The organism is Kitasatospora sp. Xyl93 (assembly GCF_055383135.1).
The window spans coordinates 3,514,498-3,527,787 of record NZ_AP029185.1; the positions used below are offsets into that span (position 1 = coordinate 3,514,498).

14 protein-coding genes and 3 tRNA genes are annotated in these 13,290 nt (G+C 72.3%); 3 read left to right on the top strand and 14 right to left on the bottom strand.

Going from position 1 to position 13,290, the window contains the following annotated elements; genetic code table 11:
- The 8 genes from ACZ5GH_RS15570 to ACZ5GH_RS15605 all read right to left on the bottom strand — a co-directional run bounded on the left by ACZ5GH_RS15570 (position 1) and on the right by ACZ5GH_RS15605 (position 6,045).
- Positions 1-924: an SCO4651 family lipoprotein gene (locus ACZ5GH_RS15570; protein ID WP_387760753.1), complete on the bottom strand. Its 924-nt coding sequence runs from the start codon at positions 922-924 to the stop codon at positions 1-3.
- Between the two features lie 88 nt (positions 925-1,012).
- Positions 1,013-1,891, bottom strand: a complete 879-nt coding sequence (locus ACZ5GH_RS15575) for an SCO4651 family lipoprotein (protein WP_464334512.1) — start codon at positions 1,889-1,891, stop codon at positions 1,013-1,015.
- A gap of 124 nt (positions 1,892-2,015) precedes the next feature.
- Positions 2,016-2,795 carry a hypothetical protein gene (locus ACZ5GH_RS15580; RefSeq protein ID WP_464334513.1) on the bottom strand — a complete coding sequence of 260 codons (780 nt, stop codon included), beginning with the start codon at positions 2,793-2,795 and terminating at the stop codon, positions 2,016-2,018.
- Between the two features lie 234 nt (positions 2,796-3,029).
- Positions 3,030-3,752 carry a 50S ribosomal protein L1 gene (gene rplA, locus ACZ5GH_RS15585; RefSeq protein WP_207809814.1) on the bottom strand — a complete coding sequence of 241 codons (723 nt, stop codon included), beginning with the start codon at positions 3,750-3,752 and terminating at the stop codon, positions 3,030-3,032.
- A gap of 77 nt (positions 3,753-3,829) precedes the next feature.
- Positions 3,830-4,264, bottom strand: coding sequence for a 50S ribosomal protein L11 (gene rplK / locus ACZ5GH_RS15590; RefSeq protein WP_387760756.1), 435 nt, complete (start codon positions 4,262-4,264; stop codon positions 3,830-3,832).
- 162 nt (positions 4,265-4,426) lie between these two features.
- Positions 4,427-5,284, bottom strand: coding sequence for a transcription termination/antitermination protein NusG (nusG, locus tag ACZ5GH_RS15595; RefSeq protein WP_401113133.1), 858 nt, complete (start codon positions 5,282-5,284; stop codon positions 4,427-4,429).
- A gap of 209 nt (positions 5,285-5,493) precedes the next feature.
- The gene (gene secE, locus ACZ5GH_RS15600; RefSeq protein ID WP_387760758.1) at positions 5,494-5,826 is read right to left on the bottom strand and encodes a preprotein translocase subunit SecE; all 333 of its coding nucleotides are present in this window, start codon (positions 5,824-5,826) and stop codon (positions 5,494-5,496) included.
- A 146-nt stretch (positions 5,827-5,972) separates the two neighbouring features.
- Positions 5,973-6,045 (bottom strand) — tRNA-Trp (locus ACZ5GH_RS15605).
- Positions 6,046-6,328: 283 nt separating this feature from the next.
- Between ACZ5GH_RS15605 and ACZ5GH_RS15610 the strand changes: the two genes are divergently transcribed.
- Both ACZ5GH_RS15610 and ACZ5GH_RS15615 read left to right on the top strand, forming a co-directional pair.
- A complete protein-coding gene (locus ACZ5GH_RS15610; protein WP_387760759.1) occupies positions 6,329-7,576 on the top strand; it encodes a pyridoxal phosphate-dependent aminotransferase in 1,248 nt (415 codons plus the stop codon).
- A gap of 126 nt (positions 7,577-7,702) precedes the next feature.
- Positions 7,703-8,767, top strand: a complete 1,065-nt coding sequence (locus ACZ5GH_RS15615; RefSeq protein ID WP_387760760.1) for an adenosine deaminase — start codon at positions 7,703-7,705, stop codon at positions 8,765-8,767.
- Positions 8,768-8,807: 40 nt separating this feature from the next.
- Here ACZ5GH_RS15615 and ACZ5GH_RS15620 read toward each other — a convergent pair whose 3' ends face one another.
- From ACZ5GH_RS15620 to ACZ5GH_RS15645, 6 genes are all read right to left on the bottom strand, one after another.
- The gene (locus ACZ5GH_RS15620) at positions 8,808-9,851 is read right to left on the bottom strand and encodes a UDP-N-acetylmuramate dehydrogenase (RefSeq protein ID WP_387760761.1); all 1,044 of its coding nucleotides are present in this window, start codon (positions 9,849-9,851) and stop codon (positions 8,808-8,810) included.
- Positions 9,852-10,047: 196 nt separating this feature from the next.
- Positions 10,048-10,470, bottom strand: coding sequence for a MaoC family dehydratase (locus ACZ5GH_RS15625; protein WP_387760762.1), 423 nt, complete (start codon positions 10,468-10,470; stop codon positions 10,048-10,050).
- A gap of 5 nt (positions 10,471-10,475) precedes the next feature.
- Positions 10,476-10,934, bottom strand: a complete 459-nt coding sequence (locus ACZ5GH_RS15630; RefSeq protein WP_387760763.1) for an FAS1-like dehydratase domain-containing protein — start codon at positions 10,932-10,934, stop codon at positions 10,476-10,478.
- Positions 10,935-11,049: 115 nt separating this feature from the next.
- Positions 11,050-11,214, bottom strand: coding sequence for a 50S ribosomal protein L33 (gene rpmG, locus ACZ5GH_RS15635; RefSeq protein WP_006604855.1), 165 nt, complete (start codon positions 11,212-11,214; stop codon positions 11,050-11,052).
- Between the two features lie 83 nt (positions 11,215-11,297).
- Positions 11,298-11,370, bottom strand: a tRNA-Met gene (locus ACZ5GH_RS15640).
- A gap of 43 nt (positions 11,371-11,413) precedes the next feature.
- Positions 11,414-11,486: transfer RNA gene (locus tag ACZ5GH_RS15645), tRNA-Thr, on the bottom strand.
- A gap of 278 nt (positions 11,487-11,764) precedes the next feature.
- Here ACZ5GH_RS15645 and ACZ5GH_RS15650 point away from each other — a divergent pair.
- Positions 11,765-13,033 carry an amidohydrolase family protein gene (locus tag ACZ5GH_RS15650; RefSeq protein ID WP_387760764.1) on the top strand — a complete coding sequence of 423 codons (1,269 nt, stop codon included), beginning with the start codon at positions 11,765-11,767 and terminating at the stop codon, positions 13,031-13,033.
- The last annotated feature ends 257 nt before the right edge of the window (positions 13,034-13,290 follow it).

Below are 13,290 nucleotides of genomic sequence, written 5' to 3' on the forward strand. Positions count from 1 at the left end.
TCAGCTGCCGGCCGCGGCCTTCTGCAGGTCGGCGAGGTCGACGGCCTCCGAGGCCGACGGGGTGGCGGCGATCACCGGGGTGCCGTAGTCCGAGTAGCTGACGGTGACGTTCATCGCGCCGGCCTTGGTCTCGGCCTGCTCGGTCCGCTTGACGACCAGCTTGTCGGCGTCGACCCAGACGTCGATCCGGTCGCTGGTGACGCCGGCCGCGTCCAGGTTCTGCTTCAGCCGGTCGGCCTGCTCCTGGGTCATGCCCTGGCTGGTGGCCTTGGCCACGTCGGCCGCGCTGAGCACGCCGGAGTAGTGGGTGGTGGCCTTGCCGTTCACCGTCTCCGGGCCGACCTCGGTGACCTTGCCGCTGGCGATCAGCGTCCGGACGCCCTGCACCGGGTCCGCGCTCTGGAGCTGGTCGGTCGTGCCGCCGGAGGCCTTGGCCATGTCGGCCTTGCTGTAGCGCACCCACTTCGGGCCGCCGCTCTCCAGCAGCTTCCCGCCCAGGCCCATGTACATGGCGTCCTTGGTGTACAGGTAGTGCACGTTCGGGCCGCCGGTCAGCGGCTCCAGGAGCTTGGCCATCGGGGAGCCCGACAGGTCCATCGTGAGGTCGGCCTCCAGGCCGTCGGCCCAGGACACCGCCCCCTTGCCCTTCATGGTGATCTCGCCGACCTGGATCAGCTCGTCGACCTTCGCCGACTTGGCCGCGCCGGTCTTCTGGGTGACCTGCTCCAGGTAGACCGCCGGGCTGACCTTCTCCGGCTTCGCGCCGGTGGCCGGGGCGGCGGACGACGGGGCGGCCGAGGTGGCGGCGGCCGTGGTCGGCGCGGCCGGGGCGGCGCTCTTGTCGTCGTTGTCGTTGCACGCGGTCGCGGTCAGCGCCAGGGCGGCGAGGACGACAGCGACGGCGGTGTTGCGGGTTCCAGCCATGGTTCCCCCCTTGAGGATCCCCGGGCGCGGGATGCGCCCGGGGCGGTAGCCGGTTGTAGCCGGAGGGCTCGGAGTCCGGACGGCCGGATCAGCCGAGCAGCTTGAGCAGGTCGGTCTCGGCGCCGAGGTCGTCGGCGGCCGGCACCGTGATCGGGGCGGCCTTGCCGAGGTCCGAGTACTTGACGGTGACGGCTTCCTTGCTGCCCTTCTTCTCGCCGTACTCCTGGTACTGGACGAGTTCCTGCTTGGCGTTCAGCCAGAAGTCGATGGTGAGGGACTTGCCGTCCTCCTCCAGCACCTTCTGGACGGCGGGCCGCCGCTCCGCCGGGAGCCCCGTCATTCCGGCCACCAGCGCGGCGGTGTCCTGCTCCGCCCGCAGGTGGACGGTCTGGGCGCCGTCCACGGCCTCCTGGCCGACCTTGGTGAGCTTGCCGCTCTGGGCCGCCATGGTGAGCAGGGTGACCGGGTTCATCATCTGGCCCGCCGCCCGGAAGGTGGCGCCGGTCTCGTCCGTGGACAACCTGACCCAGTGCTTGCCCCCGAGGGCCGGGGCCGCCTCGTCGCCGCCGAGGTAGGCGTCCACGCCGACCACCCGGATCTTGAGCTTCTTGCCGCCCATGTCGCCGAGCAGGTCCACGGAGGTCTTGGCCGGCTCCTTCCAGTCCGCGTCGCCGGTGCCGCCGGGGCTGTCGGGCTCGGCCGGGATCATGGTGACCTTGCCGTTGCCGGCCTTCTGCATCACCAGCGCGGACGCGGCCAGCGCGGCCTTCGGGTCCCCGGCCAGCACCGCCGCGAGCGGGTCCGCGGCCTTGGCGTCGGCGGCCTTGGTCTCGCCGCCCTTGGCCTCGGCGGTCTTGGTGTCGCCGGCCTTGGCGTCATTGCTCTTGGTGTCACCGCCACAGGCCGTAGCCGCACCGAGCAGGACGGCCGTCGTCGCGACGGCCGAGGCGAGGCGCAGAGCGCGCATGAAGCTACCCCCGTGGGATCTGGTCAATCCATGGAAGATCCGATCGTCGGCTCTTCTCATGTTCTTTTCACGCGGACTCTAACCGATCGCCGAAACCCCCACGCACTGGATATCCCCCTCCCCGTCACCCGCCCGCGGCGGGCGTCGCGTCCACGCCCCCGGGAGCCGAGACATCGGTCGTGGTGACCGTGGTTCCCGCACTCCCCCGGATCGTCTCGCGCAGCCGCAGCAACTGCATGCCGGGCCCGACCCAGACCTCGTAGCCGATCGACGTCACCCCGTGCACCCGGTACCAGTCCAGCGTGGCGGCGCGCCGCTTCGGGGTCAACTCGTCGTCCTTGCCGAACAGTTCGGCCACCGACGCGGAGCCCTGGTAGTGCGCCACGGTCACCCCGGCCAGCTGCTCGCCGCCGAGCGAGACGAGCTTGACGCCCTGGGCGACCTCGTACGCCCGGCTGCCCGGGCCGGTGATCAGCGCGGTCGTCCAGCCGCCCGCGAAGCCCTCCGGATCGGGGCCCGCCCCGGGGTCGACCGCCTCGGCGGTGCTCCGCTCCGCGTGCTTGGCCGCACCGCCCTGGTACACGAGGTCGAGCGCGCCGTCCTTCAGGGTCAGCCGCCCGCTGCCCAGTTCGTCGGTGACGGTGAGGGCCGCCTCGTCCGAGGCGCCCCAGACCAGCGAGCCGCTCGCGGTGCGCCGGCCGGCCGCGCCCTCCTGGACCACGTCGATCCGGGCGCCGCCGGCGTCGTCCAGCGCCTGCGCGGCCGCCAGCACCACCTGCTTGGGCGGCACCGGCGCGGGGCCCCCCGGGGTGGCGGTGGTCGGGGCGGCCAGCAGGCTGCACCCGGTGGTGGCGAGCAGCAGCAGGGCCGCCGCGAGAACGGTGGGGCGAGGGGCGGGCGGCACGGCACACTCCGGCGGTCACAGGTTCTCCACATGGTCTGACCGGCAGAGCGTACGACGGTTCGGCCCGCCGTTCCCATCCGCCGGTGTCCCGATCCGGCAACCGTTGCGGCCCGCCGGCGTGCCCTCCCCCGCCCGGTCGGGTCCCCCGGTCACCGCCCGGGAACGACGGCGGGCCCGCACCCCCGGTGAAGGGGGTACGGGCCCGTCGTACGGACTGCTCTAGAGCACTGGGGCTCAGACCGCGGCCGGGTCCTCCTCGACGAGGAGGTTGCGGGTGCGGTTCGGGTCCACCTGGATGCCGGGGCCCATGGTGGTCGAGAACGCGGTCTTCTTGATGTAGCGGCCCTTGGCGGCGGACGGCTTGGCGCGGAGCACCTCGTCCAGCGCGGCGGCGTAGTTCTCGACCAGCTGCTCGTCGGTGAAGGAGGCCTTACCGATGATGAAGTGCAGGTTCGAGTGCTTGTCGACGCGGAACTCGATCTTGCCGCCCTTGATGTCGTTGACAGCCTTGGCGACGTCCGGGGTCACGGTGCCGGTCTTCGGGTTCGGCATCAGACCACGGGGGCCGAGCACGCGGCCGAGGCGGCCGACCTTGCCCATGAGGTCCGGGGTGGCGACGACGGCGTCGAAGTCCAGCTTGCCCTTCGCGACCTCGTCGATCAGCTCGTCGGCACCGACGATGTCGGCGCCCGCAGCACGCGCGGCCTCGGCACGCTCGCCGGTCGCGAAGACCAGGACCCGAGCGGTCTTACCGGTGCCGTGCGGGAGGATCACGGTGCTGCGGACCATCTGGTCGGCCTTGCGCGGGTCGACGCCCAGACGCATGGCGACCTCGACGGTGCCGTCGAACTTGGTGGTGCTGGTCGCCTTGGCGAGGCGGACGGCCTCGAGGGGGGCGTAAAGGCGCTCGCGGTCGACCTGGGCGTCCGCGGCCTTCAGGGCCTTGCTGCGCTTCATAGCTGCTCCTGAATGGTGAATGGAGTTGTGGTGTCACGGGCCTGCGCGGGCCCTACCACAGAGGACGAGAGGGGTTCTCAGCCCTCGACGGTGATGCCCATCGACCGGGCGGTGCCGGCGATGATCTTCGCCGCGGCGTCCAGGTCGTTGGCGTTCAGGTCGGGCATCTTGGTCGTGGCGATCTCGCGGACCTGGGCGCTGGTGAGCTTGGCGACCTTGGTCTTGTGCGGCTCGCTGGAGCCCTTCTCGACACCGGCGGCCTTCAGGATGAGGCGCGCGGCCGGCGGCGTCTTCGTGATGAAGGTGAAGGAACGGTCCTCGTAGACCGTGATCTCCACCGGCACGATCATGCCGCGCTGCGACTCGGTCGCAGCGTTGTAGGCCTTGCAGAACTCCATGATGTTGACGCCGTGCTGGCCCAGCGCGGGGCCGACCGGCGGCGCCGGGTTGGCCGCGCCGGCGTTGATCTGGAGCTTGATAAGCCCCGTGACCTTCTTCTTCTTGGGAGGCATGTCTCTCCGGGTCCTTCCGAGAGGTGATTGCTGGTGCGTGCGGAACCGGGGCGACACCCGGCCGCCAGCACACACATCGGACCAGGCTAACGCGTTCGCGCCGCTGGACCAAAACGGATCCGGGCGGGCCCGCGGGCCCGCCCGGATCCGAAGACCGTACGACTAGTTCTTCTGGATCTGGTCGAAGGAGAGCTCGACCGGGGTCTCCCGGCCGAAGATCTCGACCAGGCCCTTGACCTTCTTCGAGTCCGGGTTGATCTCGTTGATGGTCGCCTGGAGGGTCGCGAACGGGCCGTCGGTGACGGTGACCGAGTCGCCGACCTCGAAGTCCAGCACCTGGACCTCGACCGGGCGGACCGGCGAAGCCTTGCCGGCCTCCTTGGCGGCCTGGCGCTCGACGTCGGGGGCGAGCATCTTGACGACCTCGTCCAGGGTCAGCGGGTACGGGTCGTAGGCGTTGCCGACGAAGCCGGTGACACCCGGGGTGTTGCGCACGACGCCCCAGGACTCGGGGGTGAGGTCCATGCGCACCAGGACGTAGCCGGGGAGCTTGTTCTGGCGGATGGTCTTGCGGTCGCCGTTCTTGATCTGGACGACCTCCTCCTGCGGCACCTCGGCCTGGAAGATGTACTCCTCGACGTTCAGCGAGACGGCGCGCTGCTCCAGGTTCTGCTTCACCCGGTTCTCGTAGCCGGCGTAGGTGTGGATCACGTACCACTCGCCCGGCATGAAGCGCAGGTCCTCGCGGAACTTGGCGACCGGGTCGACCTCCTCGGCCGGCTCCTCCTCGGCCTCCTCGGCTTCCTCGGCGGCGCCCTCCACGTGCAGCGCGGCCTCCTCGGCGGGCTCGCCGGCCTCGGCCTCGTCGTACGCCTCGACCTCGTCCTCGTCGCTGTCCGCGGCGTCCACGATCTGCTCGGCGGACTCGGTGTCGACAGCCAGCTCGGTCGCGTCCGGCTCGGCGGCGACATCCGCCTCGCGGACGGTCTCGTCGGCGTCGTACAGGGGGGACTCAGACACGGTGGCGGCTTCTTTCCTGGAGATGGTGAAGGTGGCGCGCTCCTCGACCGGCCCGGCGGACGACCGCTCGCGCGGGCGCCAGATGAGGTCTCGGAGACTTCAACAGTACCGAGTCCACGGTAACCGCGCGTACGTCCGGCGCCGACAGCTCGACCCGGGCCGAGGGTTCGGCCCGGGTCGGGAGGCTGTTCGAGAGGTGGGGCGGCCGGTCAGCCGAAGACCAGGAGGCTCAGCTTGGAGAAGCCGTAGTCCAGGCCGGCCACGAAGGCCATCACGACCACGACGAAGGTGACCACGACGGCGGTGTAGTTGGTGAGTTCGCTGCGGGTCGGCCAGACGACCTTGCGCAGTTCCGCGATGATCTGGCGGTAGAACAGCGCCATCCGGGCAAACAGGCCCTTCTTGGCGCGCTTGCCGGACTTCTTCTCGCGGTTGCCGCGCTTGCCCGACTTGTCGTCGGCGGGCGTGGTCTCGGCAGCGCCGTCGGCACCCTCGGGGTTGCCGCTCTCAGGCGTTGCGGTGGAGCCCGTGGTCTCCGTCACTCGTCCTCACCTGAATCCGGGTCCTGCCGACTTCGCCGCGCACCAGGTGGGGCACGACCAGCCGGCTAGCGGTGCTGATCGGTGCCATCTCCGCATCAAGCCCGCTCACTCCTGTGGAGCGAACGGGCTGAAAACGGATCTAGCAGCAGGGCAAGAGGGACTCGAACCCCCAACCGCCGGTTTTGGAGACCGGTGCTCTACCAATTGAGCTATTGCCCTACGGTGCCTCGCGGCTCCGGTGGCGACCAACCTACCGCATCTCCCCCCGCTGTCTGCACAGGCGGTGAAAGCTCCGGTCTTTTCGGCGGGCCGTCGAGCAGCGAGTGTACGTGGTCGAGGGGCGTTTGGTCGAACGTCTTCTTCCGGACCGGCCGGTCCCCCGGCGGATGTCCGGCCCGGCCGGGGCCCCGCCGACGGATCGCCGGGGCCGCGATCCGGACGGGGACGTACGGATGCCGATACCCCGATGCCCGGTAGGTCCGGGTTCTGCGACGATGCAGACATGAGCGCTTCCACCCCGCAGCCCGACCAGTCCATCCGCCCCGCCGACCGCCGGGTCTCCGCCCGGATCGGCGCGATCGCCGAGTCCGCGACCCTCGCCGTGGACGCCAAGGCCAAGGCCCTCAAGGCCGCCGGCCGTCCGGTCATCGGCTTCGGCGCCGGCGAGCCCGACTTCCCCACCCCGGACTACATCGTCGAGGCGGCCGTCGAGGCCTGCCGCGACCCGAAGAACCACCGCTACACCCCGGCGGGTGGCCTGCCCGAGCTGAAGGCCGCGATCGCCGCCAAGACGCTGCGCGACTCGGGCTACCAGGTGGACGCCTCCCAGGTGCTGGTCACCAACGGCGGTAAGCAGGCGATCTACGAGGCCTTCGCGGCGATCCTGGACCCGGGCGACGAGGTCATCATCCCGGCCCCGTACTGGACCACCTACCCGGAGTCGGTCCAGCTGGCCGGCGGCGTCCCGGTGGAGGTCGTCTCCGACGAGACCACCGGCTACAAGGTCTCGGTCGAGCAGCTGGAGGCCGCGCGCACCGAGAACACCAAGGTGGTGCTGTTCGTCTCGCCGTCCAACCCGACCGGCGCGGTGTACACCGAGGCCGAGGCCGAGGCGATCGGCCGCTGGGCGCTGGAGCACGGCCTGTGGGTGCTCACCGACGAGATCTACGAGCACCTGGTGTACGGCGACGCCACCTTCACCTCGCTGCCGGCCCTGCTGCCCGAGCTGGCCGACAAGTGCATCGTGGTCAACGGTGTCGCCAAGACCTACGCGATGACCGGCTGGCGGGTGGGCTGGGTGATCGGCCCCAAGGACGTGATCAAGGCCGCGACCAACCTCCAGTCGCACGCCACCTCGAACGTCTCCAACGTCGCCCAGCGCGCCGCCCTGGCCGCCGTGGCCGGCGACCTGGACGCGGTCGCCGAGATGCGCGAGGCCTTCGACCGCCGCCGCCGGACCATCGTGCGGATGCTCAACGAGATCGACGGCGTGTTCTGCCCCGAGCCCGAGGGCGCCTTCTACGCCTACCCGTCGGTCAAGGGCCTGCTGGGCAAGGAGATCCGCGGCAAGCGCCCGCAGACCTCCGGCGAGCTGGCCGCCCTGATCCTGGACGAGGCCGAGGTCGCGGTCGTCCCGGGCGAGGCCTTCGGCACCCCGGGCTACCTGCGGCTCTCCTACGCGCTCGGCGACGCCGACCTGATCGAGGGCGTCAGCCGGGTCCAGAAGCTGCTCGGCGAGGCCCGCGACTGACGCCGGTCCGGCACTGACGTCAATCCGACATACGGGATTCACCCGGCACACCGCCTCCTTTCACCCCTTCGGGGGATGCGAAGGAGGCGGTTCCCGTTCGGGGGCCTCATACGGCAGTATCGGTGAATGGAACGCCTGTTGAACCCGCGAGACGTCAGGGGCCTCCCGAAGGCCCACCTGCACCTGCACTTCACCGGCTCGATGCGGCCCGCCACCCTCCTGGAGCTGGCCGACAAGCACGGCGTCCGGCTGCCGGAGGCGCTCAGCTCCGGCGAGCCGCCCCGGCTGCGGGCCACCGACGAGCGGGGCTGGTTCCGCTTCCAGCGGCTGTACGACACCGCCCGCTCGGTGCTGCGGGACGAGGCGGACATCCGCCGGCTGGTCCTGGAGACCGCCGAGGACGAGAAGCGGGACGGCTCCCGCTGGCTGGAGATCCAGGTCGACCCGACCTCGTACGCGCCCCGGCTGGGCGGGCTGATCCCCGCGCTGGAGCTGATCCTGGACGCGGTGGAGCACGCCGCCGCGGCCACCGGGGTGGGCATCCGGGTCCTGGTCGCGGCCAACCGGATGAAGTCCCCGATGGACGCCCGGACGCTGGCCCGGCTGGCCGTCCGCTACGCGGACCACGGGGTGGTCGGCTTCGGCCTCTCCAACGACGAACGCCGGGGCTTGGCCCGGGACTTCGACCGGGCCTTCGCGATCGCCCGCAAGGGCGGGCTGCTGGCGGCCCCGCACGGCGGCGAGCTGTCCGGCCCGGAGTCCGTCCGGGACTGCCTGGACGACCTGGGCGCCGGCCGGATCGGCCACGGCGTGCGGGCCGCCGAGGACCCCCGGCTGATGGAGCGGCTGGCGGACCGCCAGGTCACCTGCGAGGTCTGCCCCTCCTCCAACGTCTCGCTCGGCGTCTACGAGCACCCCGAGGATGTCCCGCTGCGCCGGCTCTTCGACGCCGGGGTGCCGCTCGCGCTGGGTGCCGACGACCCGCTGCTGTTCGGCAGCCGGCTGGTCGCCCAGTACGAGCTGGTCCGGGACGTGCTGGGCTTCTCCGACACCGAACTCGCCGAGCTGGCGCGGCAGTCGGTGCGCGGCTCGGTCGCGCCGGAGGCCGTCCGCAAGGAGCTGCTGGCGGACATCGACGCCTGGCTGGCGGACGGCCGCGCCCCCGCGGACCGGGCGGCGGTGCCCGCCTAGCCGGCGGCCGTCCGGGGTCCGCCCCGGGCCCCGGCCCTGGTCAGAGCTTGACGCCCACCATCACCGGCTCGTTCACCAGCTCCACCCCGAAGGCCTCGCGGACCCCGTCCCGGATCTCCCGGGCCAGCGCCAGCAGGTCGTCGGCGGTGGCCGAGCCGCGGTTGGTGAGGGCCAGGGTGTGCTTGGTGGAGAGCGTCGCCGGGCCGCTGCCGTAGCCCTTGCCGAAGCCCGAGCGGTCGATCAGCCAGGCCGCCGAGGTCTTGGTGCAGCCCTCCGGGGCCGGGTAGGCGGGGGCGTCCTCGGCGCCGGGGCGGGTGCGGAAGGACTCGTACTGCGCGGCCGTGAGCACCGGGTTGGTGAAGAAGGAGCCGGCCGACCAGGTGTCGTGGTCCGCCGGGTCCAGCACCATGCCCTTGCCGGCGCGCAGCAGCAGCACCGCGTTCCACGCGGTGTCGACCGCCACCCGGTCGCCCTGCCCGACGCCCAGGTGCCGGGCGGTCTCGGCGTAGCGGACGGGGGTGGAGAGCCCGCCGTTGTCCTCCAGGCGGAACCGCACCCGCAGCACCACGTAGCGGTCCGGATCGGCCTTGAAGCGGCTGTGCCGGTAGGAGAAGGCGCACTCGGCGTTCGAGAGCACGACCACCTCGTCGGCGGCGCGGTCGTACGCGACCACCTCGGTGATCGCCTGCGCGACCTCCTGGCCGTACGCGCCCACGTTCTGCACCGGGGTGGCACCCGCCGAGCCGGGGATGCCGGCCAGGAACTCGATGCCCGCCAGGCGGTGGTCGAGCACGGTCCGGCGGACCACCTCGGACCAGGTCTCGCCGGCCGCGACCTCCAGGCCGGTGCCGTCCAGGGCGAAGCCCTCGGTGGCGATCCGCAGCACGGTGCCGGGGAAGCCGGCGTCGCCGATCACCAGGTTGGAGCCGCCGCCGAGGACCAGCAGCGGCTCGCCGGCCGCGTCGGCCTCGCGGACGGCGGCGATCACCTCGTCGTCGGTGTGGGCGGTCACCAGCCGGCGGGCCGGGCCGCCGAGCCGGAGCGTGGTCAGCGGGGCGAGGGGGGCGTCGTTTTCTACCAGCACGCCCACCAGCGTACGGGTGGCCGGGATGCCCCCCGGCACGCCTGCCACCCGTCGCCAGGCGTTCCGGCGCTCCGGCTCGGCCCGCGCTCCGGCGGCTCAGACCCGCGCCGGCGCGGCGCCGAACAAGGCCCGCGGCCGCGGCCGGAACTCCCGTGCGGTACGGGCTCCGGCCGCGGCCGCCGTCGGCGGGAGCGGCTCAGCCGAGCCGGACGACGGCCCGGGACATGCCGAGCACCTTCTGGCCGCCCGTGGTGGCCAGCAGGTCGACCTGCACCCTGCGGTCGTCCAGCTTCTTGGCGACCTTCGCAGAGACCTCGACCACCGCGCCGACGCCGTCGTTCGGCACCGGCACCGGGCGGGTGAAGCGCACGCCGTACTCGACCACCGCGGCCGGGTCGCCGACCCAGTCGGTGACCACCCGGATCGCCTCGGCCATGGTGAACATGCCGTGCGCGATGACGTCCGGCAGGCCGACCTCCAGGGCGAACCTCTCGTTCCAGTGGATCGGGTTGAAGTCGCCCGAGGCGCCCGCGTAGCGCACCAGTGTGTCGCGGGTCACCGGGAAGGACTGCGCTGGCAGCTCGGTGCCGACCTCGACCTCGTCGTAGCTGATCGCCATCGCGCTCACTCCCCCGCCTCGTCGGCGGCCCGGGCCACCAGGGTCATGACCGACGTCACAACGTGCTCGCCGGTCGCGTCCGTCACCTCGCCACGCACGGTGAGCACGTCGTTGCCCGCCAGTGACTTGATGTTGTCGATGGTCACCGCGACCGAGAGCCGGTCGCCGGCCCGCACCGGGCGGCTGTAGGCGAACTTCTGGTCGCCGTGCACCACCCGGGTGAAGTCCAGGCCCAGTTCCGGGTCCTCGACCACCTGGGCCGCCGCGCGGTAGGTGATCACGAACGGGAAGGTCGGCGGGGCGATCACGTCGGGGTGGCCCAGCGCCTTCGCCGCCTCCGGGTCGGTGTACGCGGGGTTGGCGTCGCCGATCGCGGTCGCGAACTCGCGGATCTTCTCCCGGCCGACCTCGTACGGCTCGGTGGGCGGGTAACTACGCCCGATGAAGGAGGGGTCGAGCGCCATGGCAGCTCCTCGGAACGCGGGTGGATACGAAAAAACTCCGGGCCGCACCCCCATGAGGGATGCGGCCCGGAGTAGCAGACCTGAATTCACACAGGCCCGGCGCCCTGCAACAGGGTCAGCGGGTCTCGCGGTGCGCGGTGTGCGAGTTGCAGCGGGGGCAGTGCTTCTTCATCTCAAGACGGTCCGGGTCGTTACGCCGGTTCTTCTTGGTGATGTAGTTCCGCTCCTTGCACTCCACGCAGGCCAGCGTGATCTTCGGGCGGACATCGGTGGCAGCCACGGGAGTGCCTTCCTTGGACAACGAATAAGAACACAACAAGAGTAGCCGACCGGGAGTGCGATCTCCCGACCGACTACGCGGGGTAGCGGTGACCGGACTTGAACCGGTGACACAGCGATTATGAGCCGCTTGCTCTACCAACTGAGCTACACCGCCACAGTGATCCGCAGCACAGCCGGAGCTGACTGCTTCTCACCCGAGCCCCCATGCGGAATCGAACCGCAGACCTTCTCCTTACCATGGAGACGCTCTACCGACTGAGCTATAGGGGCGAACGAGGAAGAGATTACACGTTTCGCGGCCGGAGGTGAAATCCGTATCCCGCGGCGAAGACCGCAGGTGGGCGAGGGGTACGGACGGACGATCCAAGGCCCGGCGTTCGATCGGCCTCCGAGCCGCACGGCCCGACCCGATACGACTATTGCCCGCCTCCCGGCGCCCCGCCCCCCGGGCCCATAGGCTCGACGCTCATTGATCGGGAGGGCTGGCCGGCTGGACGGGCCGGCCGTACGGGGCCGACCGCACGGGCCGGCCCGAGAAGGAGCCGGCGATGGACAGCGCAGCCGCCGACGGGCCGCACTCCGGGCCCGGCCCGGCGGCCAACCCGCTCGGGCACGGCCCGGTCCTCCTGCTCACCGGCGCCAGACTGGCCGACGGGCGGGTGGTGGACGTCCGGATCAGCGGCGACCGGATCCAGGCGGTCGGCACCGTCGGCAGCCTCGGCCCGCTGCCCGCCCTGCCCGGCGCGCCCACCGTCACCACCGGCGCCCGGATCGACCTGCGCGGCTACCTGCTGCTCCCGGCCCCCGCCGAGGCGCACGCCCACTACGACGCCGCCTTCTCCGCCGCCCTCTCCACCCCGCCGCCGGACACCCCGGCCGACCTCACCCGGCGGATCACCGAGGCCGCGCTGACCTCGCTCGGCTACGGCGCCACCGCCCAGCGCACCCACGTCCGGATCGGCGACGTGCACGGGCTGCGCCGGCTGGAGGCGGTGCTCACCGCCCGGCAGGCGCTGAGCGGGCTGGCCGAGCTCCAGGCGGTGGCGATGCCCCGGCTGCTCACCGGGCGGGCCGGGGCGGACAGCCGGGCGCAGCTGCGCGAGGCGCTCAAGCTGGGCGCCACGGCGGCCGGCGGCTGCCCGGAGCTGGACCCCGACCCGGCCGGGTACGTGCAGCTGCTGCTGGAGGCCGCCCGGGAGGCGGACTGCTCGGTGGACCTGCACACCAGCGCCGCCGACGCCGCCCAACTCGCCCGGATGGCCGGGGCGTTGGCGCCGCTTCGGCCGCGGGTGACGCTGGGCCCGTGCGGGGCGCTACCCCGGGGCGCGTCGACGGTGCTGGCGACCAGCGGGATCCGGGTGGTCTGCCTGCCGCAGAACGGCTGCTGCACCGGGCTGGAGGGCCGGGCGACGGGCCTGCGGCCGGGCCTGGTACGTGAGTTGGCGGCCGCCCGGGTGCCGCTGGCGGCGGGCAGCGGGGCGCTGCGCGATCCGTCCAACCCGGTCGGCCGGGCGGATCCGCTGGAGTCGGCCTATCTGCTGGCGGCCGGTGGGGAGTTGGGCCCGGAGGCGGCGTACGACGCGGTGGCGAACCAGGCCCGGGCGGCGCTCGGCCTGGCGCCGGTCCGGGTGGACGCCGGGTTCCCCGCGGAACTGCTGGCGGTGCGCGGGGACAGCCTGGCCGGGGCGCTCGCGGGCGGGCACAGCCGGCTGGTGGTGCACAGCGGCCGGGTGGTCAGCCGGACCAGCGCGGTCCGGGAGTTCGCGGACACCGTGGCGCTGGCGCTGCCCCGGCAGTGCGGGGGCGAGGACGGCTGAACCGGGGCGAAGACGGCTGGGGCCGGAGCCGGAAAGGCCTTGGGGGCGCGCGACGGGTGTCGCGCGCCCCTCCCCCACCTGCCGGCCGTCCGTGGACGGCGTCCGGAGCGGCCCCAGACCTCCCCCACACGGAGCGGGGCCCGCCCCCTCGGCACCGACACTACGTCCGCGGAGCGCCGCCGCCGGGCGGCCTTGACGCCCTCCTGTCGCCCACCGGGCCGCTCTTGACGGCACGTTGACGGGGCGCGGCGGCGGCC

Bases quoted from the DNA above. Each gene is read 5' to 3' on its own strand.
- ACZ5GH_RS15610 (WP_387760759.1), top strand. From the start codon at position 6,329: ATGAGCGCTTCCACCCCGCAGCCCGACCAGTCCATCCGCCCCGCCGAC.
- ACZ5GH_RS15625 (WP_387760762.1), bottom strand. From the start codon at position 10,470: ATGGCGATCAGCTACGACGAGGTCGAGGTCGGCACCGAGCTGCCAGCG.
- ACZ5GH_RS15570 (WP_387760753.1), bottom strand. From the start codon at position 924: ATGGCTGGAACCCGCAACACCGCCGTCGCTGTCGTCCTCGCCGCCCTG.
- ACZ5GH_RS15630 (WP_387760763.1), bottom strand. From the start codon at position 10,934: ATGGCGCTCGACCCCTCCTTCATCGGGCGTAGTTACCCGCCCACCGAG.
- rplA (WP_207809814.1), bottom strand. From the start codon at position 3,752: ATGAAGCGCAGCAAGGCCCTGAAGGCCGCGGACGCCCAGGTCGACCGC.
- ACZ5GH_RS15615 (WP_387760760.1), top strand. From the start codon at position 7,703: ATGGAACGCCTGTTGAACCCGCGAGACGTCAGGGGCCTCCCGAAGGCC.
- ACZ5GH_RS15575 (WP_464334512.1), bottom strand. From the start codon at position 1,891: ATGCGCGCTCTGCGCCTCGCCTCGGCCGTCGCGACGACGGCCGTCCTG.
- ACZ5GH_RS15650 (WP_387760764.1), top strand. From the start codon at position 11,765: ATGGACAGCGCAGCCGCCGACGGGCCGCACTCCGGGCCCGGCCCGGCG.
- rplK (WP_387760756.1), bottom strand. From the start codon at position 4,264: ATGCCTCCCAAGAAGAAGAAGGTCACGGGGCTTATCAAGCTCCAGATC.